Source organism: Burkholderia sp. 10_S31, assembly GCF_056930375.1.
Genome location: NZ_JBXOWK010000001.1, coordinates 317253 through 342489 on the forward strand (window position 1 = coordinate 317253; position 25237 = coordinate 342489).

Consider the following 25237-nt stretch of genomic DNA (forward strand, 5'->3'; position numbering starts at 1 on the left):
CGACTTCGAACCGCCGATGCAAACCAATCTCAGCGAAGCAAGCAAGGCCCTCGACCGGGCCGACGAAGCGGAAGCGATCCTGCGCGCCTGCGTGCACTGCGGCTTCTGCAACGCGACCTGCCCGACCTACCAGGTGCTCGGCAACGAGCTCGACGGGCCGCGCGGGCGCATCTACCTGATCAAGCAGATGCTCGAAGGCGAGCCGTGCGGCGAGCGCACGCAGCGGCATCTCGATCGCTGCCTGACCTGCCGCAACTGCGAGACGACCTGTCCGTCGGGCGTGCGCTATCACACGCTGCTCGACATCGGCCGCGCGGAAGCGGAAAAGCGCGCGCGCCGCCCGGCACGCGAACGCCTGCTGCGTGCGGGCCTGCGTCACGTCGTGCCGCGGCCGGCGACGTTCGCCGCGCTGCTGAAGGCCGGCCGCGCGCTGCGCCCGCTGCTGCCCGCGACACTGCAGGACAAGATCCCGGCCGCCGCGCCGGCAGACACCCCGCGCCCGCCGGTACGCCATGCGCGGCGCGTGCTGATGCTCGAAGGCTGCGTGCAGCCATCGCTGTCGCCGAACACCAACGCGGCCGCGGCACGCGTGCTCGACCGGCTCGGCATCAGCGTGACGCCCGCGCGCGAAGCCGGCTGCTGCGGCGCGACCGAATATCACCTGAACGCACAGGAGGCGGGGCTCGCGCGAGCGCGCCGCAACATCGATGCGTGGTGGCCCGCGATCGAGGCCGGCGCGGAAGCGATCGTGCTGACGGCAAGCGGCTGCGGCGCGTTCGTGAAGGAATACGGCGACCTGCTGCGCTCCGACCCCGTCTATGCGGACAAGGCGCGGCGCGTCAGCGCGCTTGCGCGCGATCTCGCCGAAGTGATCGCGGCCGAACCGCTCGACGCGCTGGCCGATGCGACGCCGCGCCGCGTCGCGGTGCATTGCCCGTGCACGCTGCAGCACGCGCAGCGGCTCGGCGGCGCGGTGGAAAGCATCCTGACGCGGCTCGGCTTCGATCTGACGAATGTCGCCGACGGCCACCTGTGCTGCGGCTCGGCCGGCACCTATTCGCTGACGCAGCCCGAACTCGCGACCCGACTGCGCGACAACAAGCTCGACGCGCTCGAAGCCGCGCGGCCGGACCTGATTGTCACGGCCAACGTCGGCTGCCAGACTCACCTGAACGGCGCGGGCCGTACGTCCGTGCGCCACTGGATCGAGCTCGTCGACAACCGACTCGTCAACTGACCGCTGATTCCGGAGGAACACCTTGAAAACGAAACCCGAACTCGAACTCGCCGATGTCGAACGCATGCTTGCCGCCGCCCGCGCGGAAGCCGAGCGTCACGGCTGGGCGGTGTCGATTGCCATCGTCGACGACGGCGGCCACCTGCTGGCGTTCGCACGCCTCGACGGCGCGTCGGCGGCCAGCGCCTGCATCGCGCAGGACAAGGCGCGCGCGGCGGCGCTCGGCCGTCGCGAGACGAAGGCGTATGAGGATATGATCAACGGTGGCCGCACGGCGTTTCTGAGCGTGCCGCTGACGGGGTTGCTCGAAGGCGGCGTGCCGGTCACGGTGGACGGCCGCATTGCAGGCGCGATCGGTGTGTCTGGCGTAAAGTCCGAACAGGACGCGCAGATTGCCCGCGCCGGCACACAAAGCGTCGCGGCATAACCAGCCAAGCCGCGCGCGCATTTTTCCCCGGGAGGAATCACGATGATCGACCAAGCAGGACTGCAAGTCGCGCCAGCGCTGAGCCAGTTCATTGAAAACGAAGCACTGCCGGGCACCGGTATCGACAAGGCCGCGTTCTGGAGCGGTTTCTCGGCCCTGGTGCACGACCTCGCGCCGCGCAACCGCGAACTGCTCGCGGAACGCGACCGCCTCCAGCAGGAACTCGACTCGTGGCATCGCGCGCACCCCGGCCCGGTGCGCGACCATGCCGCGTATCGCGCGTTCCTCGAACAGATCGGCTACCTCGTGCCGGTCCCGTCGAACGTCGCGGCAGCCACCACGAACGTCGACAGCGAGATCGCGACGCAAGCCGGCCCGCAGCTCGTCGTGCCGCTGTCGAACGCGCGCTATGCGCTGAACGCCGCGAACGCACGCTGGGGCAGCCTGTACGACGCGTTGTACGGCACCGATGCGCTGCCCGAGGACGGCGGCGCGGAACGCACCGCGGCCTACAACCCGACGCGCGGCCAGCGCGTGATCGACTACGCGCGCGACGTGCTCGACAACGCGGCGCCGCTCGCGAGCGGCTCGCACCGCGACGCGCTGCGCTACCGCGTGCAGGACGGCCAGCTCGCCGTCGAAACCGGCAAGGGCGTCGTGCCCCTCGCACAGCCGGCGCAATTCGTCGGCTACCAGGGCGCGGCGGGCGCGCCGTCCGCGATCCTGCTCAAGCACAACGGCCTGCACCTCGAGATCCAGATCGACGCATCGACCCCCATCGGTCGCGCCGATCTCGCGAACGTGAAGGACGTCGTGCTCGAAGCGGCGGTCAGCACGATCATCGACTGCGAGGATTCGGTCGCGGCGGTCGACGCCGACGACAAGGTCCAGCTCTACCGCAACTGGCTCGGCCTGATGCAGGGCACGCTGGTCGAGGAAGTCGCGAAGGGCGGCAAGGCCTTCACGCGCCGCCTGAACGCCGATCGCGAGTACACGACGCCGGCCGGCGGCACGCTGTCGCTGCACGGCCGCTCGCTGCTGTTCGTGCGCAACGTCGGCCACCTGATGACCAACGGCGCGGTGCTCGACCGCGACGGCAACGAGATTCCGGAAGGGATCCTCGACGGCGTCGTCACGGTGCTGTGCTCGCTGCACGACCTGAAGGCGAAGCGCAACTCGCGCACGGGCTCGATCTACATCGTGAAGCCGAAGATGCACGGCCCGGTCGAAGTCGCGTTCGCCGATACGCTGTTCGCGCGCATCGAGGATCTGTACAACCTGCCGCGCAACACGCTGAAGATGGGCATCATGGACGAGGAGCGCCGCACCAGCGTGAACCTCGCCGCGTGCATCGCCGCGGCCGCCGCGCGCGTCGCGTTCATCAACACCGGCTTCCTCGATCGCACCGGCGACGAGATGCACACCGCGATGGAAGCGGGCCCGATGATCCGCAAGGGCGACATGAAGTCGTCGGCGTGGATCCAGTCGTACGAGCGCAACAACGTGCTCGCGGGCCTGTCGGCCGGCCTGCGCGGCCGCGCGCAGATCGGCAAGGGCATGTGGGCGATGCCGGACCTGATGCACGCGATGCTCGAGCAGAAGATCGCGCATCCGCGCGCCGGCGCGAACACCGCCTGGGTGCCGTCGCCGACCGCCGCGACGCTGCACGCGCTGCACTACCACCTCGTCGACGTGCAGGCCGTCCAGCAGGAGCTCGAGAAGACGCCGTACGCGAGCGAGCGCGACGCACTGCTCGAAGGGCTGCTGACCGTGCCGGTCGTCGAGCGCGCCGCCTGGAGCGAGGCCGAGATCCTGAGCGAGGTCGAGAACAACGCGCAGGGCATCCTCGGCTACGTGGTGCGCTGGGTCGAACAGGGCGTCGGCTGCTCGAAGGTGCCCGACATCCACGACGTCGGCCTGATGGAAGACCGCGCAACGCTGCGCATCTCGAGCCAGCACATCGCGAACTGGCTGCGCCACGGCGTGATCACCGAGGCGTTCGTGCTCGACGTGTTCAAGCGGATGGCGCGCATCGTCGACCAGCAGAACGCGGGCGACCCGAACTACCGCCCGATGGCGCCCGGCTACGACCAGTCGACCGCGTTCAAGGCCGCGTGCGCGCTGGCGCTGCAGGGCACGTCGCAGCCGAGCGGCTATACCGAGCCGCTGCTGCATCGGTTCCGGCTCGCGTTCAAGGCGCAACAGCGCGGCGCGTGAACCTTCGCATGCGGGCTTTCCCGCATGCGGTTTCCCGAAACGGGCGGCCATCACCGGCCGCCCGTTTTCATCTATGAATTTATGCGGATGCTGAAACGGATAACCGGTCCGTATCGCACGACTTCGGGTTTCGCGTTCGCCGGCCGCTCACCGCGAAAATCGGCGACCGCGGAATGCACGCCGCTCCCGCGCGGGCACGGAGCCTTGCGCTGCAACGCTCTGCGCGCAATTGGCAAGTTTCGGAGGCCGCGCTAATTTGATCCGGATCAACGATTCACAACATTTTCCGCGCACGCCAATGTGCGCGTTATACTCGGACCAATCCGCGCCGCCCGATTCGTCGGATCGTCGAATCGCGGCAAATCTTGCCGGTGAACAGGGGACCTGGCGGTTTATCCAACCGCAAATACCGATAATCGGCCCCCGTTTTCTCGGTCAGTCGGACAAATGCGTGCCGGGGGCCGCATACCCGATCGCCCCCGTCCAATCATACGAACAATAGCATCGGCCCACCGCCCGGCGGCGATGCCCATCGATCCACGGACCATGGCAGAAACCGACTACGCAATGCCCAGCGAATCCGGCCTGACGGGCCGTGTCGCGGCGCAATTGCGCAGGCTCCTCCTGCCGCACCTGATCTTCTATTCGGGCTTGCTGATCGGCCTGCTCCTGATGCTGCTCTGCGGCATCGTGCTGTACGAAGCCCGCATCGACGCGCGCGACCGTGCGCGCATCACGCAGCAGAACATCGCGCTGATGGCGTCGTGGGACATCGAACGCAATATCGAGTTCTACTCACTGTCGCTGCAGGCGGTCGTCGAAGGCGAGAACGATCCGACGATCGTCGCGCTGCCGATGCCGCTGCGCCGCCAGGTGCTGTTCGATCGTGCGACGACGGCCAAGTACCTCGGCGGCATCTACGTGCTCGACGCGAACGGCGACATTGCGGTCGACGGCAAGAGCGACGTGCCGCGCAAGGCCAATTTCGCCCACGAACGGTACTTCACCGTGCAGCGCGACCACCCGGACGTCGGCTTGTACGTCAGCGACCCATACCATTCACGGCTGCGCGACGGCTCGCCGAGCGTCGCGCTCAGCCGGCGAATCACGCGGCCCGACGGGTCGTTCGGCGGCGTTGCCGTGATGTCGATCCGGCTCGAATATTTCCAGAACCTGTTCTCGCGCCTCGCGCTCGGCGATCGCGGGTCGATGGCGCTGATCAATACCGACGGCCTGATGCTCGCGCGCCAGCCGTACGACCCGGCGATCGTCGGCCGCGACATCAGCAAGGCAAGCACGTTCCGGCAGTTCATGACCGCCAGCGAGGGCAGCTTCGCCGATACCGCGTCGATCGACGGCGTGCGGCGCCTGTACGTGTTCCGGCACCTCGATAACCTGCCGCTGATCATCATGGTCGCGCGCTCGGAAGCCGACACCTACGCCGCGTGGTACGACCGCGCGATCCCGATCGGCACGGCCATGGCCGTGCTCGCGCTCGGCTTCGTCGGCCTGTCGCTGCTGCTCGACGTGCAATTGCGCAAGCGTCACCGCGCGGAAACCGAACTGCAGGCCCTCGCGCGCACCGACGGCCTCACCGGCCTCGACAACCGCCGGATGCTCGACGTCACGCTCGCGCGCGAATGGCGCCGCGCGGCGCGCTCGCAGCACGCGCTGTCGCTGCTGTTCGTCGACGTCGATCACTTCAAGCGCTACAACGACACGCAAGGCCACCAGGCCGGCGACGATGCGCTCGCCGCCGTCGGCCGCTGCATCGCCGGCTGCCTGCGGCGCCCGGCCGACTATGCGGCCCGCTACGGCGGCGAGGAGTTCGTCGTCGTACTGCCCGACGTCGACACGAACGGCGCCGTGACGATCGCCGAAGCGATCCGCACCAGCATCCTCGATCTGGGGATCCGGCACGACACGAGCACGTCCGGCCGCCTGACCGCGAGCATTGGCGTGACGACCTGCTATCCGGAACGCGACGACAGCATCCAGGCCGCGCTGAAGCTCGCCGACGACGCGCTGTACCGCGCGAAGGAACGCGGGCGCAACCAGGTCGTCGTGCAGACGGCCCCGTCCGTCGACCGCACGCCGCGCCGCGTCTGAGCCGACCTGCGCGCCGACTGGCCGTCCGGCCGCCGCACCGCCGCCCGCGGGCAAAATCGCCGACAATGTCGGCTCGCCGCGCCGCCGCGCGGCACACGCGCCCGCCGGCCCGCGCCCGCTTCGCACCACCATGAGACTCAAGGCAAAGATTTTCCTTCTGGCCATCGTGCCGTTCCTGCTCGCGATCGCCGGCATCGGCTTCGGCGTGCGCCAGCAGGCGACGTCGCTCGCGCGCACGCAGCATGCGACGATCCAGGCTGCCTACCTGTCGAGCAAGGAAGTCGAGCTGAAGCACTACGTCGAGCTCGCGACGAGCGCGATCATGCCGCTGTACGACGCGAGCGGCCGCAATGCGCGCGACGAGGGGTTGCTGCGCACGCAAGCGCTCGCGATGCTGCAGAAGATGGATTTCGGCCCCGACGGCTATTTCTTCGTATACGACCTGCACGGCAATGCGCTGATGCATCCGCGCGAGCCCGAGCGCGTCGGCCACAACTACTGGTCGATGCGCGACCCGCAGGGTGCGCTGACGATCCAGCAACTGATCGGCGCCGCGTCGCACGGCGGCGGTTACGTGCGCTACACGTGGCAGCGGCCGTCGACGGGCAAGGCCGCGCCGAAGCTCGGCTACGTCGTCGCGCTCGAACGCTGGGGCTGGATGGTCGGCACCGGCATCTATCTCGACGACGTCGACACCGCGCTGCAGCGCATCGACGCGCGCGCGTCCGCGAACATCGAGCGCACGATGACCTGGCTCACCGCGATCGCGTTGACCGGCGCGGCGGTGATCGCCGTCTGCGCGCTGGTGCTGAACGTCAGCGAGTCGCGCAGCGCCGACGCGAAGCTCAAGCAGCTTGCGCAGCGCGTCGTCGAATCGCAGGAGCAGGAGCGCGAGCGGCTGTCGCGCGAGCTGCATGACGGGATCAGCCAGATGATGGTGTCCGCGAAGCTGATGCTCGAATCCGCGCTCGCGCGTTTCGAGCGTGGCGCGACGCGCATGCCTGAAGCCGAGCAGGCACTCGCGTCGGGTGTCGGGCGGCTCGGCGACACGCTGCGCGAGGTGCGGCGCATCTCGCATGCGCTGCGCCCGGCGATGCTCGACGATCTCGGCCTCGCGGCCGCGCTCGAGCAGCTCGTGCGCGAGTTCGGCGCGGAAAGCGGCATCGACATCGGCTATACGCAGGTCGCGCACAGCGGCGCGCGGCCGTTGCCCGCGCCGGTCAATACGGCGCTGTTCCGGATCGCGCAGGAAGCGCTCAGCAACATCGTGCATCATGCGCAGGCGTCGCGCGCGGCCGTCACGCTCGACGTCGGCGCGCATTCCGTCACGCTGACCATCGCCGACAACGGCTGCGGCTTCGACGCCGAGCGTTCGCAGACCGATGCGCGCCGCGGCATCGGGCTGCGCAACATGCGCGAGCGCCTCGACGCGCTCGGCGGCGCGCTGACGATCACGTCGCAGGTCGGCCACACCGTCGTGGCCGCGCGCGTGCCGCTGCGCGCCGTCGCCTGATAACGCGCCACCATAACCGGAGACCTTTGCCCATGAGCGCCCCCGACACCGCCCGGCCCGCCGCCCGACTGCTGCTCGTCGACGACCACCCGCTGGTGCGCGACGGCCTGCGGATGCGGCTCGAGGCGGCCGACCTGTCCGTGGTCGGCGAAGCCGGCAACGCGGACGAGGCGCTCGCGCTCGCTGCATCGCTCGAACCCGATCTCGCGCTGATGGACGTCGGCATGAACGGGATGAACGGCATCACGCTCGCCGGCGTGTTCCACGAGCGCTTTCCGGGGATCCGTGTGCTGATGCTGTCGATGCACGACAACATCGAATACGTGACGCAGGCCGTGCGCGCCGGCGCGCACGGCTATCTGCTGAAGGATTCGCCGGCGAGCGAGATCGTGCGCGCGATCGGCGCGGTGCTGGCCGGGCAGACGTTCTTCAGCGAGGGGCTCGCCGCGCGGATGATCCAGGCGAGCGCGGCCGCGTCGCCGCTCGACCGCTTGACCCCGCGCGAACGCGACATCCTCGATGCGCTGGCCGAGGGGCTGTCGAGCAAGCAGATCGCGCAGCAGACGGGGCTGTCGGTGCGCACGGTGGAAACCCATCGGCTCAACCTGAAGCGAAAGCTCGAGATCGAAGGGCAAGCGGAGCTGATCAAGTTTGCGGTCGAGCATCGGCGGCGGTGAGCGGATTGCCGGCCGATTTTTTACATTCAGGTCCTTTGACATGAATGTTCGACGTGACGAACCACATCCGGTGTCAGGCCGTCGCGTCTTACGCGATGCAGTCGAGAAGCACGGCTTGACTTGCCTTGACTCAACTTACAGCGACAGTGATTTCGCGGACAGTCCGTAACATTTTTCGGCTGCCGCGCGCAGTCGCGCGCGTGCGTCCGTAGACGTCGTGGTTCAAGACGATTTCACAGAGGAGGGCGACCCGATCGTGGTCCCCGGCAGGACTACCGAGTTGAGTGCCCCAGGTTCATCTGATACGGTCCGTCCAAATCAACTGCGGGATCACCCATGTCAGCGTCATGCACCTTCGTCCTGAACGGGCGGCCGATTTCCACCCTTTCATGCGTTGGCGCCGGTCCCGTATCGGCGTTCAACGGCATGCCAAACGATCGCAACCAACCGGAAGCGATCGCGAAGCCGAAGTCAGGTCCTTTGCCGCAGGGCTTGTATTACGTCGTCGATCGACAGTCGGGAGGCCGCCTGGGATGGCTCTATGACTTCGTGCATGCGAACCTGTATGAAACCAACCGGGATAGATGGTTTGCGCTGTACCGTGCCGACGGGACAATCGACGATTGGACAACCGTGAACGGCGTGCGCCGCGGCGCGGCGCATTCCGCCTGCATCCGAACGGCCCGCTCGGACGCAGCGAAGGCTGCATCACCGTGAAGGATGCGCAAGACTTCGAACGGTTATCGGCGTACCTTCGGGCACGGGGCGCAACGTTGCCGATCCCGGGGAGCAACGTCAAGGCATATGGAATCGTCGAGGTGCGGTAATGAAGGTCACGCGCTATGCCCTCAACATCCTGGCGACCCTCATTCTCGGCACGCTGCTCACACGCTGGTTCGTCCGTCTCCCGATCGAGACGCACATTCCCGCGACAATCGAATCGGCGATGGCATTTTTCGGGGTTGACACCATTGCGCATGCCGACGACGTCGAGGGGATCGGGCTCTTGCTCGTACTGGCCGTCTGTCTCGTCGTGGCCGGCTTGGCTGTTTGGGGCGTTAACCGGGTAGTTCGGCGCCAGGTGAAACACTGATGGTGCATTTGTTCAATGTGCAACGCCCCGGCCGCATTCGCGACCGGGGCGTGATGATTTCAGCGTCGCATTTCAGTCGCGGCTCGCGCCGCGACCGTCAATTCGTCCGCGAATTGTGCTTCTGCAGATACGCGATCAGCCCGTCGATACCGCCCGACGCGAGCTGGCTCTTGAACTGGCCCTGGTAGACCTGGATCAGCCACGCGCCCGACATGTCGATGTCGTAGATCTTCCAGTCGCTGCCGACCTTGCCGAGCCGGTAGCCGACCGACTGGCTGTCGCCCGGCGTCGTGACCGTCGACTGCACCAGCGCATCGGCACCCGACGCGCCGCCCGCCTTGAACGAGAACTTCGCGTCCTGGCTGCCGAGCTGCGCGAGCGATGCGGCATAGGTGCGCGTCATCAGCAGCTTGAACTGCTTGTACAGCTCCTGCTGCTGTTGCGGCGTTGCCTGCTTCCAGGCATCGCCGACCGCGATGCGGGTCGTTCGCTCGAAGTTCGTCGCGGGCAGGAAGCGCTGCTCGACGACGTGCGTGACTTTCGCCATGTCGCCACCGCGCGCACCCGGATCGGCCTTCATCGCGTTGACCGTGCCCTCGACCGCAGTGCGGACGACGTCGACCGGCGCGCTCTGCGCGAAAGCGGAAACCGACACGGCAGCCGCCGCGACGAAAGCAAACAGATGACGTTTCATACGGATAATCGCACTCGATGAGAAAAAAACGGCCGGCGGATTGCATCGATTGCATCGGCCGGTGGGTCGAAGTATAGCGGCCGGGGCGCCCGCCTGCCGCGCGGTGACCGACTGTTACCTTTGAACCCCTTTTGTCACAGGACCCGCCGCCGCGCGATTCCGGCCGATTATGTAAATATCCCCATACAAATTGCGGGGCTACCTGCGCCGATTCGTGTGCTGCGGAGCAAATATCCTTCCCGCCCCTTTACGCGCCAACGTCGCGACTGACGCCACGTTGCGCCGGTATACTCGTTCCTTTGCCCTTGCCAGCCCCTTCCCACCGCCACATGGTGACATCTCTCATCGTCCGACTCGTCGCATTGTCGGTACGCCGCCCCGTCTGGGTCGTCGTGCTGTCGCTCGTCATCGCCCTCTTCAGCGGCGTCTATGTCGCGCAGCACTTCAAGATCAACACGGACATCAGCAAGCTCGTCGACGCGGAACCGCAATGGGCCGTGCTCGGCCAGGCCGTCGACAACGCGTTCCCGCAACGCAACGGCACGATCCTCACGGTAGTCGAGGCGCCCGCGCCCGAATTCGCGACCGCCGCCGCGCATGCGCTCACCGAAGCACTGCAGAAGCAGGCCGACGCCGGCCGCATCGGCCAGGTCGCCGAACCCGGCGGCGGCCCGTTCTTCGAGCACAACGGGCTGCTGTTCCTGTCGCCGCAGGAAGTGTCGGATACGACGTCGCAGCTCGCGAGCGCGCGCCCGCTCGTCAACGAACTCGCGAAGAACCCGAGCCTGACGGGGCTCGCGACCACGCTGTCCACCACGCTCGGCCAGCCGCTCCTGACGGGCCAGGTGAAGCTGCCCTCGATGGCGAAACTGCTCGCACGCAGCGCCGCGACGGTCGACGACGTGCTGGCCGGCAAGCCGGCCGCGTTCTCGTGGCGCGGGCTGGTCGACAGCGACGCCGCGCGCCAGCCCGCACGCGCGTTCGTCACCGTGCAGCCGGTCGTCAACTACGGCGCGCTGAAGGCCGGCGCCGAAACGACCCAGGTGATCCGCGATACCGCGAAAGCGCTCGGCCTCGAGCAGCGCTACGGCGCGGTCGTGCGCCTGACCGGCGAACAGCCGCTCGCAGACGACGAATTCGCGTCGGTGGAAGACGGCGCCGCGCTCAACGGCGCGCTCACGCTGCTCGCCGTGCTCGTCATCCTGTGGCTCGCGCTGCGCTCGAAGCGGATGATCGGCTCCGTGCTCGTCACGCTATTCGTCGGCCTCGTCGTGACTGCCGCGCTCGGCCTCGCGATGGTCGGTTCGCTGAACATGATCTCGGTCGCGTTCATGGTGCTGTTCGTCGGCCTCGGCGTCGACTTCTCGATCCAGTACGGCGTGAAGTACCGCGAGGAACGCTTCCGCGATCCGCGCATCGATCACGCGCTGATCGGCGCCGCGCACTCGATGGGCATGCCGCTCGCACTCGCCACCGCGGCGGTCGCGGCGAGCTTCTTCTCGTTCATCCCCACCGCCTATCGCGGCGTGTCCGAGCTCGGCCTGATCGCGGGCGTCGGGATGTTCGTCGCGCTGCTGACCACGCTCACGCTGCTGCCCGCACTGCTGCGCCTGTTCGCGCCGCCCGGCGAATCGAAGACGCCGGGCTTCCCGTGGCTCGCGCCGGTCGACGACTTCCTCGATCGCCATCGCAAGCCGATCCTGATCGGCACGCTCGCCGTCGTGATCGGCGCGCTGCCGCTGCTCGCGTTCCTGCACTTCGACTTCAACCCGCTGCACCTGAAGGATCCGCACAGCGAATCGATGGCGACGTTGCTCGCGCTGAAGGATTCGCCCGAAGCAGCCGTCAACGACGTCACGCTGCTCGCGCCGTCGCTCGCCGATGCCGACGCGGCCGCGAAACGCCTCGACGCGCTGCCGGAAGTCGGCCGCACGACGACGCTCACGACCTTCGTCCCGGCCGACCAGCCGGCCAAGCGCGCGGCGATCGCCGCGGCCGCGAGCGACCTGCTGCCCGCGCTGACGCAGCCGGCCGCGCCGAGCGTGCCCGACGCGCAGCGGGTCGCCGCGCTCAAGCGCGCGTCCGACCTGCTGAGCTACGCGGCGGAAGACCACCCGGGGCCGGGCGCGGCCGCCGCACAGCATCTGTCGGCATCGCTCGCGAAGCTCGCCGCCGCCGACAGCGCGACGCGCGACCGCGCCGAGCGCGCGTTCTCCGACACGCTGCGCATCGCGCTCAACCAGCTCGCGACGCTGCTGCAGCCGCAGGACGTCACGCGCGAATCGCTGCCGCCGCAGCTCGTGCGCGACTGGATCGCACCCGACGGCCACGCGCTCGTGCAGATTTCGCCGAAGGTGCCGAAGGGCGTCGACCCGAACGACGACACGATGCTGCGCCACTTCGCGAAGGCAGTGAAGGCCGCGGAACCTGGCGCGATCGGCGGCCCGATCTCGATCCTGCATTCGGCCGACACGATCATCAACGCGTTCCTGCACGCGGCGCTGTGGTCGATCATCTCGATCACGATCCTGCTGTGGATCACGCTGCGCCGCTTCGGCGACGTGCTGCGCACGCTGGTGCCGCTGCTCGTGTCGGGTCTCGTCACGCTCGAGATGTGCGTCGTGCTCGGCATGTCGCTGAACTTCGCGAACATCATCGCGCTGCCGCTGATGCTCGGCGTCGGCGTCGCGTTCAAGGTGTACTTCGTGATGGCGTGGCGCGCGGGCCAGACGGGCCTGCTGCATTCGAGCCTCACGCACGCGGTGCTGTTCAGCGCCGCGACGACGGCAACCGCCTTTGGCAGCCTGTGGCTGTCGCATCATCCGGGCACGTCGAGCATGGGCAAGCTGCTCGCGCTGGCGTTGACCTGCACGCTGATCGGCGCCGTGGTATTTCAGCCCGTCCTGATGGGCAAACCGCGCGTCAAACGCGCCAAGAACCAATCGCAAGGAAACAATGAATAAGGTGCGAATCATTGCGGCGACCGTCGCTGCCAGCGCAGTGCTGAGCGGCTGCGCGACGGGCCCGAACCGCAACCCCAACGACCCGCTCGAGCCGATGAACCGGGCGATGTACAAGTTCAACGACACGGTCGACACGAACATCGCCGTGCCGATCGCGAAGGGGTACCAGAAGATCACGCCGACGCCGATGCGCACCGCGATCAGCAACTTCTTCTCGAACCTCGGCGATCTCGGCAACATGGCGAACAACCTGTTGCAGCTGCGCATCACGGATGCGACGCAGGATCTGATGCGCGTGGCGATGAACTCGGTGTTCGGCGTCGGCGGCCTGATCGACATCGCGACGCCGGCCGGCCTGCCGAAACATCACCAGGATTTCGGGCTGACGATGGCGCGCTGGGGCATGCCGTCCGGCCCGTACCTCGTGCTGCCGGTGTTCGGCCCGAGCACGATTCGCGACGGTGTCGGCCGCGCGGTGGACGTCCGCTTCAACCTGCTGAACTACATCGAGCCGGCCGTGCGCAATCCGATGTACATCGCGCAGTTCATCAGCGCGCGTTCGGACCTGCTCGGCGCAACCGATCTGCTGAAGCAGGCGGCGCTCGATCCGTATTCGTTCGTCCGCGACGCGTACCTGCAGCAACGCAAGTCGCTGACGTATCACGGCCAGTCGGCATCGGCCGCGCCGCCGAACTACGCCGAGCCGGGTGAATCGGGCGCGGTGCCGGCGGCCACGCCGGCCGTGCCGGGCTTGCCGAACTACGAGGATCCGGGCGAGTCGGGCGGGGCGGGCGGCGCCGCGCCGAACAACGCGCCGGCTGCACCGGGGTTGCCGCAGTATGACGATCCGGGCGCGGACAATGCGATGCCCGCGAGTGCGCCTGCCGCGGCCCCTGAGGCGGTATCGGCCGGGGCAACGACCGCGCCCGCCGCCAACGGCGCGCCGATCGCGCCAGCGATGCCGACCGTGCCTGCGAGCAGTCCGGCCGCGCAGTAACGCGGCGCGGAATCCACCGGAAAGCCGAAGAGCGCTGCATCATGCGGCGCTCTTTTTTTGCGCGTACGCGAACGGAAAAAGGAAGGGGGAAAGGAGAACGCAGCGAACGCCGCTCAGGCAATCCGCATCGCGCCCGCACGCTCGAATGCGTGCCGCGCCTGGATCAGCGTCGTGCGCGCCGCGCGCGCGTCGCCCGCGACCTGCAGCAGCGGGCCGAGCTGCGACGGCTGCTTCAGCAGTTCGCGCAGGATCGGCAGGATCGCGGTGCTGCCGTCGTCACGCAGGCCGGCCGTCGCCGCGCGCGGCAGTGTGCGCCACGCCGGGTCGACGATCGCGCGGCACACCGCGAACGGCACGCCGCGCGACGCCGCGAAGGCCGCGGCGATATGCGATTCCATGTCGACGGCGAGCGCACCCTTCGCGCGGTGCAGCGACGCCTTCTCCTGCTCGCTGACCACCGGCGCGCCGACCGCCGCCATCGTGCCGCGCGTGATGCGCGCCCACACCGGCGTGTCGTGCAGCGCCGCGACGAGCCGCGCGCTCCAGCCCGGATCGGTCTGCACGCGGCCGAACGGCCCGTCGATCGCATCCGCGATCACGAGTGCGCCGGGCGCGAGGTCGGGCGCAAGGCCGCCCGCCGTGCCAAAGCTCACGATGCCCGCGCAACCGCGCGCGGTCGCCTCGGCCAACGCACGCTCGAGCCGGTCGGCCCGCGCGGCGAACACGGCCTCGACACCGCGACCGCGCGCGATGCGTGCCTCGAACGCCATCCCCGTGACGGCGATGACGGGCAACGTGCCGTTGTGCTGCGTCGGCGCCACGCGTTACAGCCCGACCGTCACGCGCGTGGCGTTGTCGCGCTTCAGGTTGCGATAGCGCGCAAGCGCCCACAGCGGGAAGAACTTGCGATAGCCGTGGTAGCGCAGGTAGAACACGCGCGGGAAGCCCGTCGCCGTGAAGCGCGTCTCGTCCCACAGGCCCTCTTCGTTCTGGTTCGCGATCAGGTACTCGATGCCGCGCGCGACGGCCGGGTTGTTCACCTCGCCGGCCGCCATCAGGCCGAGCAGCGCCCAGGCCGTCTGCGACGCCGTGCTCGGCGCCTGCTCGAAGCCTCGGTAGTTGAGCTTGTAGCTGTCGCCGTCCTCGCCCCAGCCGCCGTCCTTGTTCTGGATCGAGAGCAGCCACTGCGCGCCGCGCTTCATGCGCGGATCGTCCGGCGTCAGGCCGGCCGCGTTCAGCGAGCACAGGGCCGTCCACGTGCCGTACACGTAGTTCATCCCCCAGCGGCCGTACCAGCTGCCGTCCGGCTCCTGCTCCTTCAGCATGTAGTCGAGCGCGCGGCGCGCCGGCTCGCTGTTCAGCGGCGTCTCGCCGAGCTGCGACAGCATCGACAGGCAGCGGCCCGACACGTCGGCCGTCGGCGGATCGAGCAGTGCGCCGTGATCCGAGAACGGGATGTTGTTCAGGTAGTACTGCGTGTTTTCCGGTTCGAACGCGCCCCAGCCGCCGTCGCTGCTCTGCATCCCGACGACCCACTCGCGCGCACGCGCGATCGAATCGCGATACGCATCGTTCTGCCTGAGTTTCTGCACGCGATCCATCGCCGCCACGACCACCGCCGTATCGTCGACGTCCGGATAGTGCGCGTTCGCGTACTGGAATGCCCAGCCGCCCGGCCGCACGTTCGGGCGGCGCGAGATCCAGTCGCCGCGCACGTCGAGGATCTGCAGCGGGCGCAGCCATTCGAGGCCGCGCAGCACGGCTTCCTCGGCACGCGCATCGCCGGTCTCGAGCAGCGCATGCGCGGCGAGCGACGTGTCCCATACCGGCGACAGGCACGGCTGGCAATACGCTTCGTCCTCCTGCACGACGAGCAGCTTCTCGACCGACTTGCGCGCGATCGCGCGGTTCGGATGATCTTCCGCATAGCCGAGCACGTCGTACATCATCACCGAGTTGGCCATCGCCGGATAGATCGCGCCGAGGCCGTCCTCGCCGTTCAGGCGCTCGTCGACGAACGACACGGCCTGGCGGATCGCGCGTTCGCGCGTGTAGCTCGGAAACAGGCCGTCGACCGCGCGCAACGCATGGTCGACCACGCGGAAGAACGCGAACCAGCCGGGGCTCTGGTGGCCCTGGCGCGGCAGCAGGCCGGCGTTGACGGGCGGATCGATGAACAGCTCGTCGATGCGCACGCCGCGCGGGTTCTTCGCGAGCGGCCGCTTCGCGTTCAGCACCAGCAGCGGCACGATCACGGTACGCGCCCAGTACGACACCTTCGACAGATGGAACGGGAACCACTGCGGCAGCAGCATGATCTCGACCGGCATCATCGGCACCGCGCGCCACGGAATCGCACCGTACAGCGCGAGCTGGATCCGCGTGAACACGTTCGACATCTCGGCGCCGCCCATCGCGTGGATCGCACGGCGCGCACGCTGCATATGCTCGGCGTTCTCGTCGTCGCCGATCACCTTCAGCGCGAAATACGCCTTCACGCTCGCGCTGATGTTCGGCGCGCCGTCGGTGAACAGCGGCCAGCCGCCGTCGGCCTGCTGGATGCGGCGCAGATAGCGGCCGATCTTCTGTTCGAGCTCGAGGTTCGGCGTCTCGCCGAGATAGTGGACGAGCAGCACGTATTCGGCGGGAATCGTCGAATCGGCCTCAAGTTCGTAGACCCAGTGTCCGTCCGCGTTCTGCGCGGCCAGCAGCGCATCGGTTGCGCCGGCAACGGCCGCGTCGAGCCCGGCCGGCGCGGTGGCGGCGGACAGGGTAGCCATTTCGGTGAGATCGTTCATCGGTCCCTCTGTTACTTACTGTGTCTGGAGCACGTCCGCGGCCAGCTGGCCGGAACGGATCGCGCCCTCGATCGTGGCGGGCAAGCCGGTGGCAATCCAGTCGCCTGCCAGCACAAGATTGGTCCAGCGCGTACGCGCGGCCGGACGTTTCATTTCCTGCGGCGGCACCGCCGCAAAACTCGCGCGCGGCTCGACGACGAGCTGCCACGCGGGGATGGTTTCCGGGTTCGCGCCGCTCACGCGCGCGACGTCTTCCCAGATGCGCCGCGCGAGCGCGTCGCGCGGCATGTCGAGCCAGCGCCCCGCGTCACGGATCGTCGCCGCGAGCGGGCCGCCGCCGGTGCGCACCGCGTCGACGACGCCGTTGACAACGGTCGTCTGCAGCGGGCTGCCGGCCGGTGTGTCGACCGCGAAATACGCGGTCACGACTGCACTGAACGTGTCGGGCGCGGCAAGATCCGGGACGAGCGGCTGCGCGACCTCGGGCGGCACGGCCAGCACGATCGCGTCGCCCGGCGCGAGATCGACGCGCTCGCCGCCGATCGTGACCGCGTCGACCGCATTGCCGTGCGCGCCGAATTCGAACACATCGAGCCGCGAGTTCAGCCGGATCTGCGCGCCGCCGTGCTGCAGCATCCGCAGTGCCGGTTCGACGAAGGCACTGCCGAGCCCGTGGCGCGCGACGAGCGGACGGCAACCGGGGCCGCCCGCGGCAAACGTGCCGCACAGCGCCGCGCGCGCGAGTTCCGCACTCGCGTGGCGCGGCTCGACGTTCAGCACCCCGAGGAAAAACGGCCGCAGCCAACGATCCCACAGCACGCCGTCGCATCGCATCGTCTGTGCGAGCGAGCGGCCGGTGCGCGCGACCGCGAGCGGGGCCAGCGCGAGATAGTCGAGCGGCGTGGTGCCCGGCGCGCGCGACGCGGCGTCGAACAGCCACGACGGCCAGCGCCCGTTGCCAAAGCGCAGCGTCCAGCGCTGCTGCGCAGCAACGTCGACCACCGGACATTCAGGCAGCGCGGGCCCCGTGAGCTGATCGGCCGCACCGATCGCGCGCAGATAGCGCTGCGTCGCGGCCTGTCCCGCGAAAACCTGATGCAGCCCGCTGTCGAGCGTCGTGTTCAGCGTTCCGTCGAACCACGAGCGGCAGCGGCCGCCCGCGTGCGCATGCGCGTCGTGCAGCACGATGCGCCGCCCGCGACGTTGCAGCTCGACCGCCGCCGACAGGCCCGCGAGTCCTGCACCGATCACGTGGACGGTTCTGGGCATCGGCTCAGAACAGCGCGTAGCGCGCGGCGATCATCAGCATGCGCGCCTTCGGCTTGCGCAGCGGCGCGCGCGGGGCGGCGAAGCCGCGCGCGATCGCGGCCTCGAGAATGCAGCGGTACGCGCCCGACATGATGCGCGGCGCCTTGACCTGCGCACGCGTGCAGGTGTCCATCACGGCGTCCGCCGCGCGGAAATGCTCAAGCGCGCGCTCGACGAGCGTCGCGCAGACACGCGGCAGCGCCGGGTCGCGCACGATCGTCGCCGGATCGGTGATCGCGATGCCTTCGCGCGCAAGCAGCTCGCGCGGCAGGTAGCAGCGGTTGATCGCCGCGTCGTCGTCGATGTCGCGCAGGATGTTGGTCAGCTGCAGTGCGCGGCCGAGGTGGTGCGACAACTCGATGCCTTCCGCTTCCGGGATCCCGAAAATCCTCACCGACAGACGGCCGGCCGCGCTCGCCACGCGATCGCAAAACAGGTCGAGCGTCGGTTCGTCCGGCGCGCAGATGTCTTCGGCGGCGTCCATCGCCATCCCGTCGATCATCGCGTGGAAGTCCTCGCGCTTCAGGTCGAACGCGCGGATCTCGCGCTCGAGCGCGACCAGATGGCGCGGCGGCTGGCCGGCGAAGCACGCGTCGATGTCCGCGCGCCAGCGATCGAGGCCCGCGTTGCGCTCGGCGCGCGGCAGGTCGCTGTCGGCGATGTCGTCGACCGCGCGGCAGAACGCGTAGACCTGGAACATCGCGTCGCGCTGCACCGCCGGCAGGATGCGCATCGCCAAATAGAAAGAACTGCCCGATGTGACGGCAGCGGCGTCGGTTTCTTGTTCGTCCACGACGAGATTGGAAACGGCCAAGACGAGCTCCACGGAGGCACCCACGCGGGGCGATTGAAGAAGCCATGCCCGGCTGGGTTGGTCAGGGCGTCAAATGCGTGCGAGATATGCGAACGATCGACGCAGACAGGCACAAATTACCGGCCGGAAGCCGGAATTGGGCGAAAGTATAGCAATCTTTGAAGTTCGATGGCGGACACGCGCCGCGCGCGGCGGGCCGCCTGCAGGCTGGCGGGCCGGCGCGGCCGGCCCCGATGAGGACGGCGTCGCGCCGCCCGTCAGCCGTAGACGATGTCGCGCTGCAGATCGAGCGCGATGAGCCCCATTTCGCGAGTCAGCTGCAGCATCGAACGGCGCTCGAGCCGCGAGCCCATGAAGCTCGTCACGCGCCCGTCGGGTTCCGCCGTGAACTGGAACGACGGGCCGCCCGTGCCGAACCATGCGCCCGGCACGTCTGGCGACTCCTGCCAGTCGATCTGCTCGAACACGCGCGCGATTCCCGCGCGCACCACGTCGCTCGGGCCGATCGGCGGCGCGATGTCGCCCAGGTCGTCGAGGGAATAGGGGCCAGGCTTATCCGGCCGCCGGTAGAAGAGGTAGTCGACGTTCATGGGACGCAATCGGGAGCAAAGCGTCAAATTAGCGCGCTTCGGCGCAAATTCAAATCAGATCAGGACGAAATGTGGCCTGTACGAGACAAAAGGGCCGCATCGCGGCGACCTGTGCGAACCCACGCACGACCGGGCCGCGCGTTCCTGCTTGGACGCGCGCGGCTTCGTCTAAGATGAACACCTTCCTAGATCTCGAAAAAGACGGACACCATGGAGACGAACGTAACCGCCCCCCCGCAATCCGACCATCCGGTTTTCGTGCTGGTGCACGGCGCGTGGCACGGTGCGTGGTGCTACGCGCACGTGGCGGCCGCGCTGGCCGCGCGCGGCTACCTGTCGATCGCGCGCGACCTGCCCGCGCACGGCATCAACGCCCGCTTTCCTGCGTCCTATCTCGAACGGCCGCTCGACAAGGACGCATTCGGCGCCGAACCGTCGCCGGTCGCAAATACCACGCTCGACGATTACGCGACGCAGGTGATGCAGGCCGTCGACGACGCGTACGCGCTCGGCCGCGGCAAGGTCGTGCTCGTCGGGCACAGCATGGGCGGCCTCGCGATCACGGCCGCGGCGGAACGCGCGCCGGAGAAGATCGCGAAGATCGTCTATCTCGCGGCGTTCATGCCCGCGTCGGGCGTGCCGGGCCTCGACTACGTACGCGCGCCCGAGAACAAGGGGGAAATGCTGGGGCCGCTGATGCTGGCGAGCCCGCGCGTCGCGGGCGCGCTGCGGATCGATCCGCGCAGCGGCGAACCCGCCTATCGCGAGCTGGCAAAGCGCGCGCTGTACGACGACGTGCCGCAGGCCGACTTCGAGGCGGTGGCGAACCTGATGACCTGCGACGTGCCGGCCGCGCCGTTCGCGACCGCGATCCCGACGACGCCCGCGCGCTGGGGCGCGATCGACCGTCACTACATCAAGTGCCTCGCGGATCGGGTGATCCTGCCCGCGCTGCAGCAGCGCTTCATCGACGAAGCCGACGCGTTCGTGCCCGGCAACCCGACGCACGTGCATCAGCTCGACAGCAGCCATTCGCCGTTCGTGTCGCAGCCGGCCGTGCTGGCCGGCGTGCTGGCCGACATCGCGAAAAGCTGAACGACGCGTATCGCGCGTGGGGAGCGGCGGCGCGGCGCCGCAACGGTCACGCGTACGCGATCGACCGGTCGCGCCCGAGCCGCTTCGCGCGATAGAGCGCGGTGTCGGCCTCGTTGACGAGCACGTCGCACGCCGGCGCGCCGGCGGTCGCGCATGCGCCGCCGACGCTCGCCGTCACCGGCACGCTGACGCCTTCCGCATCGACCGGCTTGCTGCCGATCGCGACGCGCACCTTGTCGGCCACCTTCATCGCCTCGTCGAGATTCGTGCACGGCAGCAGCAGCGCGAATTCCTCGCCACCGAAGCGGCCGAACGTATCCTGTGCGCGCACGATCGATGCGACGCGACGCGCCGTCTCGCGCAATACCGCATCGCCGGCCGCATGCCCGAACCGGTCGTTGATCGTCTTGAAGTGGTCGAGATCGAACAGCAGCACCGACAGGTCGCCGCCGTAGCGCTGCCAGCGCGCGAACTCGTCACCGAGCCGCGCTTCGAAGAAGCGCCGGTTCGCGATGCCGGTGAGGCCGTCGCGATTCGCATGCTCGCGCAACTTCGCGACCGCCTCCTCGCGCTCGCGCTGCATCACGCTCACGTGCGTGACGTCCGAGATCGTCACGCACACGGCCTCGACTTCGCGGCCGCGCGTGAGCGGCATGAACGTGCAGTCCTGCTGCATGTAGTCGACGCCGCCGGTAATCGGCCGATCGTGCTCGAAGCGAAACAGGTAGGGCCGCTGCTCCCACGAGCTGAACGCGAAGCTGCCGAGCTGGAACACGCTCTCGAGCTTGCGTTCGAGCCATGCGCGCGGCAGCGTCGGAAAGCAGTCAAACAGGTTGCGGCCGATCACGTCGGCAGCCGGGATGCCACTGTGGTCCTGCATGAAGCGGTTCCACATCAGCACGGTCATCGCGCGGTCGAGCACGAACAGGCCGAAGCCCACCCGTTCGATCACGAGGTCGCTCAGCGACGCGGCGGCGGCAGTGGTCGTGCGGATAGCGTTCATAGCGCGGACAGCAACGCGTCGAGCGCGTCGCCCATCAGCCGGATCGAATCCTCGGCCATCAGCATCACGAAATGTGCGCGAAACGCGTGATCCTCGAGTCCGAAATTCACTTCGAGCAGCAGCGCGACGCTCCATGCGAGCGCGTTCGCCTGGAACACGTCGTCGAACGACACGTTCGCGCCGAGCAGCCCCGGCGGGAAGAACACGGGCTTGCGGCCGAGTTCGTCGAGGATCGACGCGACGCACGCGCTCATCAGCACGTTCGCGACATCGAACACGAGTTCGTCCTGCGTCGCCATGCCGGCATACGCGCCGTCGCCGAACGTGCGGTCCATCAGCGACATGAGCCGCGCGACACCCGCGCTGCGGCACAGCACGATCGCCTCGCCCTTGATGTCGGAACGAAAACCCTGGCGCACGGCCGTCACGTTCTCGTGGATGCCCGTCATCTCGCGCAACGCGTCGCCCGCATCGGCGGCCTTCACGACGCGCACGCGCGGTACCGACAGCTCGATGAAATGTCCGAGCAGCAGCGCGAGCCGTGCGGCGGCGCGGCCCATCGCGAGGTTGGCGATCTCCTGCAACGCGTCGCGCTGCTCCGCCGTGAACACCGATTCAGGCATACAACCCATACTCCTTGAGAATGGGCAGCAACGCCTCCGACGTCACGGGCTTGGCAACGAATGCGATCGCGCCCAGCTCGCGCACGCGTGCTTGCGCCTGCGGCTGGATATCGGCGGATACCACGATCACGAACGTGTTCAGATCTTCGTGGCGCAGTGTCTCCAGCACCTGATAGCCGCTCATGTCGGGCATCGTCAGGTCCAGAAACATCACGGAAGCTTTGCCGTCACGATAGAGCGCCAGGGCCTCGCGACCATTCGCCGCGTACGCGACGTCGACATCCCAGTCCCCCGGCAGTGCCTTTGTCAGAAGTTTGCGAGCGAGCAAGGAATCGTCGGCGATCACGATCGGCAAAGGCATGGCGGCGAAGCGGTATACGGAATGGTCTCTCTCGCGTTAACGACCGCGCGGCGCGCTTCTTGAGGCGCCATGCAATCAAGCGCGGGCAGCCACCGTGCGGCCGCGCGCGGGCACCGCGGCACGTGGCACGCGACACACCGCGCCGCAAACGCCGGCGGGCGCATATATCAGTCATAGGGAAAGCAAGGCGCGATTCTCTGAGTAAACCGAAGGCGGTGCAACTCGCCATTTTCACAATTTCGAACAGAATCGATCCAATCGCACGGTATTCCGAAAACAGTTGCAACCATTTTCGAGATATGCACGCAAAATTTTTCTTTGTGTACGTTTGCGCTGCCGGATTCATAGCGTTTTCAATCTTTCAGGTTGCCCCTGTCGGAATCATCAGGTTGACCGTCCGTGCCGGGGTGCGGCGGGCGCACGCAACTCGTTTATGATTGAACACCTCAGCTTGACCCGCTTTCTTCAATGACGTCCGAACGTCCCGCCGACTCCCGCCCACCTGCCTCCACGCCCGCCGACGACTGGCAGGACGACGGCAACTATGCGTCCGGCGCGCCCGAGCACGATTTCGCGGTTCGGCGCGTGACGCTGATCGTGCTGCTGGTCGCGGCGATCGTGCTGCCGTGCATCTACGTGTCGGTCATGGCGTACAACGACCTGAAGGCACGCGAAGCCGCGGCGAGCGACGTGACGATGCGCACCGTGCGCGTGGCCGAGGAACATGCGCTCAAGGTGTTCGACCTGAGCGAAACGCTCGATGCGCGCATCGTCGACCTTGTGCAGGACATGGACGACGCCACCGTGCGCCGCCACGAATCCGACATCCACGAGGCGCTGAACACGATCGGCGGCGGCTATCCGCAGGTGGCCGCGGTGTCGATCTTCGGCGCGAGCGGAATGCTGCTCGCGAACAGCCTCTACTATCCGGCGCCCTATGCGTCGATCGCGAACCGCGACGACTTCACCGGCATTCGCGACGGCAAGTTCATCGAACATGTCTCGCGGCTGATGATGGGGCCGCTCAAGCTCGAGAACATCCCCGTGTTCAACACGGGCGTCGCGCGACGCCACAGCGACGGGTCGTTCGCCGGGATGGTGTCGATCGCGCTGAAATCGTCGTACTTCAATGCGTTCTACCGCGACCTTCTCGGCGGCGCGGCCACGCCGATGACGATGGCGCTCGCGCGCTCCGACGGCGCGGTGATCGCGTCGTATCCGCCGCCGCCGTCGCTCGCGCACACCGATCGCACGGCCACGTTCGGCAACACGCGCAACGATCCGCGCGCCGGCGTCGTGCGCGTGCGCCACGACGGCGCCAGCGAGATCGTCGCGTACCGCCAGGTCGGCAGCTATCCCGTGTACGTGATCTGTGCGTACCGCACGTCGGCGATCTGGCGTGAGTGGTACGAACACCTGAGCGTGCTGTTCATCTCGATGTTCGCGCCGTCGGTCGCGCTGTGGTCGGTGATCTGGCTGTCGCTGAAGCGGCTGAAGGCGGAAGAGGAGGCGTGGGATCGCTGGCAGGCGGAAGCGTCGATGCGGCGCTCGATCGAATCGGCGTACCGGCAGTCGCGCAAGATGCAGGCGCTCGGCAACCTGGTCGGCAGCGTCGCGCACGACTTCAACAACCTGCTGATGATCATCTCGAGCAACGTGCAGATCGCGCGGCGACGCGGCGTCCAGCATCTCGACAAGGAACTCGGCGCAATCGAACGCGCGCTGAAGAACGGCCAGTCGCTCACGCGCCAGTTGCTCGGCGTCGCGCGCAAGCAGCCGCTGCACAACGAGACGATCGACATCGGCCAGTGGCTCGGCACGTGCCGCGAACTGCTGAAGACGTCGCTCGGTTCGAAGTCGTTGCTGGTCGTCGCGATCGAACCCGGTGTATGGCCGATCCGGGTCGATGTCGCGGAGCTCGAACTCGCGGTGATCAACCTCGCCGTCAACGCGCGCGACGCGATGACGATCGGCGGCCGCTTCACGGTCGGCGCGCGCAACGTCACGCTGCGCGGCGAGGACGGCTTTCCGCTCACCGGCGACTTCGTGCAGATCTCGCTCGACGATACGGGCTCGGGCATGGCGCCCGACGTGCTCGCGCGCGCGTTCGAGCCGCTGTTCACGACGAAGGCGCAGGGGATGGGAACGGGGCTCGGGCTGCCGCAGGTGTTCGCGTTCTGCGAGCGCTCGGGCGGCCTTGCGACGATCGACAGCGCGGTCGGCGCCGGCACGTCGGTGCGCCTCTACCTGCCGCGCGCCCGCGTCGAGGACATCGTCGCGCGGCCGCAGGCCGCCGCGCACGACACGGGCGCGCTCGCGGGCCTGCACGTGCTGCTGGTCGAAGACAACAGCGAAGTTGCGGCCGGCACCGAAGCGCTGATCACGCTGCTCGGCCACCGCGTCACCTATGCGCCCACCGCCGACGACGCGCTGCGCCTGATCGAGGGTGCGGCCGCGAACGACGCATTCGACCTGGTGATCTCGGATATCCACATGCCGGGCCGCCTGAACGGCATCGATCTCGCCGAAGCGATCGACAAGCGGCCGGGAAAGCTGCCCGTGATCCTGGTCACGGGTTACGCGGAGGAACTCGACCGCACGCGTACCGTCAACGTGCGCGTGCTGTCGAAGCCGTTCGACATCGCGCTGCTCGACGAGATCCTGCTCGGCATCCGCGAAGCGCGCGATGCGCGGCATGCCGGCGCCTGATCCGCGGCA

General features: G+C 68.1%; 20 protein-coding genes and 1 pseudogene. 12 read left to right on the forward strand and 9 right to left on the reverse strand.

Going from position 1 to position 25237, the window contains the following annotated elements:
• The first annotated feature begins 16 nt into the window (after nucleotides 1–16).
• The 8 genes and pseudogenes from glcF (at nucleotide 17) to AC1Z3W_RS01470 (ending at nucleotide 9273) form a co-directional block, all read left to right on the forward strand.
• Nucleotides 17–1237, forward strand: a complete 1221-nt coding sequence (gene glcF / locus AC1Z3W_RS01435) for a glycolate oxidase subunit GlcF (protein ID WP_057925481.1) — start codon at nucleotides 17–19, stop codon at nucleotides 1235–1237.
• Nucleotides 1238–1259: 22 nt separating this feature from the next.
• Nucleotides 1260–1664 (forward strand): GlcG/HbpS family heme-binding protein, encoded by a 405-nt coding sequence (locus tag AC1Z3W_RS01440; RefSeq protein ID WP_057925480.1) that lies wholly within the window; start codon nucleotides 1260–1262, stop codon nucleotides 1662–1664.
• A 42-nt stretch (nucleotides 1665–1706) separates the two neighbouring features.
• Nucleotides 1707–3881 carry a malate synthase G gene (locus AC1Z3W_RS01445; RefSeq protein WP_124832575.1) on the forward strand — a complete coding sequence of 725 codons (2175 nt, stop codon included), beginning with the start codon at nucleotides 1707–1709 and terminating at the stop codon, nucleotides 3879–3881.
• Between the two features lie 546 nt (nucleotides 3882–4427).
• Nucleotides 4428–5990, forward strand: a complete 1563-nt coding sequence (locus AC1Z3W_RS01450) for a sensor domain-containing diguanylate cyclase (RefSeq protein ID WP_057925478.1) — start codon at nucleotides 4428–4430, stop codon at nucleotides 5988–5990.
• A 130-nt stretch (nucleotides 5991–6120) separates the two neighbouring features.
• A complete protein-coding gene (locus AC1Z3W_RS01455) occupies nucleotides 6121–7503 on the forward strand; it encodes a cache domain-containing protein (RefSeq protein WP_057925477.1) in 1383 nt (460 codons plus the stop codon).
• Nucleotides 7504–7535: 32 nt separating this feature from the next.
• Complete coding sequence (locus AC1Z3W_RS01460) at nucleotides 7536–8180, forward strand: response regulator (RefSeq protein ID WP_124832574.1); 645 nt, start codon at nucleotides 7536–7538, stop codon at nucleotides 8178–8180.
• A 336-nt stretch (nucleotides 8181–8516) separates the two neighbouring features.
• Nucleotides 8517–9007, forward strand: a pseudogene (locus AC1Z3W_RS01465) (DUF2778 domain-containing protein).
• Nucleotides 9007–9273, forward strand: coding sequence for a hypothetical protein (locus tag AC1Z3W_RS01470; protein ID WP_057925474.1), 267 nt, complete (start codon nucleotides 9007–9009; stop codon nucleotides 9271–9273). Before AC1Z3W_RS01465 ends, AC1Z3W_RS01470 begins: the two are co-directional and overlap by 1 nt.
• A gap of 97 nt (nucleotides 9274–9370) precedes the next feature.
• On the opposite strand, the gene AC1Z3W_RS01475 is transcribed toward AC1Z3W_RS01470, so the two are convergent.
• Nucleotides 9371–9967 (reverse strand): MlaC/ttg2D family ABC transporter substrate-binding protein, encoded by a 597-nt coding sequence (locus AC1Z3W_RS01475; protein WP_057925473.1) that lies wholly within the window; start codon nucleotides 9965–9967, stop codon nucleotides 9371–9373.
• Nucleotides 9968–10296: 329 nt separating this feature from the next.
• Between AC1Z3W_RS01475 and hpnN the strand changes: the two genes are divergently transcribed.
• Together hpnN and AC1Z3W_RS01485 are read left to right on the forward strand one after the other, a co-directional pair.
• Entirely contained in the window at nucleotides 10297–12930 is a 2634-nt protein-coding gene (gene hpnN / locus AC1Z3W_RS01480) for a hopanoid transporter HpnN (protein WP_057925472.1), read from the forward strand.
• Complete coding sequence (locus AC1Z3W_RS01485) at nucleotides 12923–13927, forward strand: MlaA family lipoprotein (RefSeq protein ID WP_124832571.1); 1005 nt, start codon at nucleotides 12923–12925, stop codon at nucleotides 13925–13927. Before hpnN ends, AC1Z3W_RS01485 begins: the two co-directional genes overlap by 8 nt.
• A gap of 113 nt (nucleotides 13928–14040) precedes the next feature.
• Here the strand turns inward: AC1Z3W_RS01485 and AC1Z3W_RS01490 are convergent, their stop codons facing one another.
• The 5 genes from AC1Z3W_RS01490 to AC1Z3W_RS01510 form a co-directional block, all read right to left on the reverse strand.
• Nucleotides 14041–14748, reverse strand: a complete 708-nt coding sequence (locus tag AC1Z3W_RS01490) for a phosphorylase (RefSeq protein ID WP_082664636.1) — start codon at nucleotides 14746–14748, stop codon at nucleotides 14041–14043.
• 3 nt (nucleotides 14749–14751) lie between these two features.
• Nucleotides 14752–16725 carry a squalene--hopene cyclase gene (shc, locus tag AC1Z3W_RS01495; RefSeq protein ID WP_057925470.1) on the reverse strand — a complete coding sequence of 658 codons (1974 nt, stop codon included), beginning with the start codon at nucleotides 16723–16725 and terminating at the stop codon, nucleotides 14752–14754.
• A gap of 15 nt (nucleotides 16726–16740) precedes the next feature.
• Complete coding sequence (hpnE, locus tag AC1Z3W_RS01500; protein WP_057925469.1) at nucleotides 16741–17994, reverse strand: hydroxysqualene dehydroxylase HpnE; 1254 nt, start codon at nucleotides 17992–17994, stop codon at nucleotides 16741–16743.
• A gap of 4 nt (nucleotides 17995–17998) precedes the next feature.
• The gene (hpnD, locus tag AC1Z3W_RS01505; protein ID WP_006757769.1) at nucleotides 17999–18847 is read right to left on the reverse strand and encodes a presqualene diphosphate synthase HpnD; all 849 of its coding nucleotides are present in this window, start codon (nucleotides 18845–18847) and stop codon (nucleotides 17999–18001) included.
• A gap of 257 nt (nucleotides 18848–19104) precedes the next feature.
• On the reverse strand, nucleotides 19105–19437 hold the full coding sequence (locus AC1Z3W_RS01510) for a hypothetical protein (protein WP_124832570.1): 333 nt from the start codon (nucleotides 19435–19437) through the stop codon (nucleotides 19105–19107).
• Nucleotides 19438–19647: 210 nt separating this feature from the next.
• On the opposite strand from AC1Z3W_RS01510, the gene AC1Z3W_RS01515 reads away from it, so the two are divergent.
• The gene (locus AC1Z3W_RS01515) at nucleotides 19648–20532 is read left to right on the forward strand and encodes an alpha/beta fold hydrolase (protein ID WP_124832569.1); all 885 of its coding nucleotides are present in this window, start codon (nucleotides 19648–19650) and stop codon (nucleotides 20530–20532) included.
• 46 nt (nucleotides 20533–20578) lie between these two features.
• On the opposite strand, the gene AC1Z3W_RS01520 is transcribed toward AC1Z3W_RS01515, so the two are convergent.
• The 3 genes from AC1Z3W_RS01520 to AC1Z3W_RS01530 are packed head-to-tail and all read right to left on the reverse strand — an operon-like array spanning nucleotide 20579 to nucleotide 22519.
• Nucleotides 20579–21535, reverse strand: coding sequence for a GGDEF domain-containing protein (locus tag AC1Z3W_RS01520; protein WP_057925466.1), 957 nt, complete (start codon nucleotides 21533–21535; stop codon nucleotides 20579–20581).
• On the reverse strand, nucleotides 21532–22158 hold the full coding sequence (locus AC1Z3W_RS01525; RefSeq protein WP_057925465.1) for a chemotaxis protein CheC: 627 nt from the start codon (nucleotides 22156–22158) through the stop codon (nucleotides 21532–21534). The genes AC1Z3W_RS01520 and AC1Z3W_RS01525 overlap by 4 nt, the downstream gene beginning before the upstream one ends.
• Nucleotides 22151–22519, reverse strand: coding sequence for a response regulator (locus AC1Z3W_RS01530; RefSeq protein WP_011548759.1), 369 nt, complete (start codon nucleotides 22517–22519; stop codon nucleotides 22151–22153). The genes AC1Z3W_RS01525 and AC1Z3W_RS01530 overlap by 8 nt, the downstream gene beginning before the upstream one ends.
• 468 nt (nucleotides 22520–22987) lie before the next feature.
• Between AC1Z3W_RS01530 and AC1Z3W_RS01535 the strand changes: the two genes are divergently transcribed.
• Nucleotides 22988–25228 carry a hybrid sensor histidine kinase/response regulator gene (locus AC1Z3W_RS01535; RefSeq protein ID WP_483506725.1) on the forward strand — a complete coding sequence of 747 codons (2241 nt, stop codon included), beginning with the start codon at nucleotides 22988–22990 and terminating at the stop codon, nucleotides 25226–25228.
• Nucleotides 25229–25237 lie beyond the last annotated feature (9 nt).

Excerpts from the sequence above, each read along its gene's own strand:
- AC1Z3W_RS01450 (WP_057925478.1), top strand. The coding sequence starts at position 4,428 with ATGGCAGAAACCGACTACGCAATGCCCAGCGAATCCGGCCTGACGGGC.
- AC1Z3W_RS01520 (WP_057925466.1), bottom strand. The coding sequence starts at position 21,535 with ATGAACGCTATCCGCACGACCACTGCCGCCGCCGCGTCGCTGAGCGAC.
- AC1Z3W_RS01515 (WP_124832569.1), top strand. The coding sequence starts at position 19,648 with ATGGAGACGAACGTAACCGCCCCCCCGCAATCCGACCATCCGGTTTTC.
- AC1Z3W_RS01460 (WP_124832574.1), top strand. The coding sequence starts at position 7,536 with ATGAGCGCCCCCGACACCGCCCGGCCCGCCGCCCGACTGCTGCTCGTC.
- AC1Z3W_RS01455 (WP_057925477.1), top strand. The coding sequence starts at position 6,121 with ATGAGACTCAAGGCAAAGATTTTCCTTCTGGCCATCGTGCCGTTCCTG.
- AC1Z3W_RS01535 (WP_483506725.1), top strand. The coding sequence starts at position 22,988 with ATGACGTCCGAACGTCCCGCCGACTCCCGCCCACCTGCCTCCACGCCC.
- AC1Z3W_RS01525 (WP_057925465.1), bottom strand. The coding sequence starts at position 22,158 with ATGCCTGAATCGGTGTTCACGGCGGAGCAGCGCGACGCGTTGCAGGAG.
- AC1Z3W_RS01475 (WP_057925473.1), bottom strand. The coding sequence starts at position 9,967 with ATGAAACGTCATCTGTTTGCTTTCGTCGCGGCGGCTGCCGTGTCGGTT.
- shc (WP_057925470.1), bottom strand. The coding sequence starts at position 16,725 with ATGAACGATCTCACCGAAATGGCTACCCTGTCCGCCGCCACCGCGCCG.
- hpnN (WP_057925472.1), top strand. The coding sequence starts at position 10,297 with ATGGTGACATCTCTCATCGTCCGACTCGTCGCATTGTCGGTACGCCGC.
- AC1Z3W_RS01470 (WP_057925474.1), top strand. The coding sequence starts at position 9,007 with ATGAAGGTCACGCGCTATGCCCTCAACATCCTGGCGACCCTCATTCTC.
- AC1Z3W_RS01445 (WP_124832575.1), top strand. The coding sequence starts at position 1,707 with ATGATCGACCAAGCAGGACTGCAAGTCGCGCCAGCGCTGAGCCAGTTC.
- AC1Z3W_RS01530 (WP_011548759.1), bottom strand. The coding sequence starts at position 22,519 with ATGCCTTTGCCGATCGTGATCGCCGACGATTCCTTGCTCGCTCGCAAA.
- AC1Z3W_RS01510 (WP_124832570.1), bottom strand. The coding sequence starts at position 19,437 with ATGAACGTCGACTACCTCTTCTACCGGCGGCCGGATAAGCCTGGCCCC.
- glcF (WP_057925481.1), top strand. The coding sequence starts at position 17 with ATGCAAACCAATCTCAGCGAAGCAAGCAAGGCCCTCGACCGGGCCGAC.
- AC1Z3W_RS01485 (WP_124832571.1), top strand. The coding sequence starts at position 12,923 with ATGAATAAGGTGCGAATCATTGCGGCGACCGTCGCTGCCAGCGCAGTG.
- hpnE (WP_057925469.1), bottom strand. The coding sequence starts at position 17,994 with ATGCCCAGAACCGTCCACGTGATCGGTGCAGGACTCGCGGGCCTGTCG.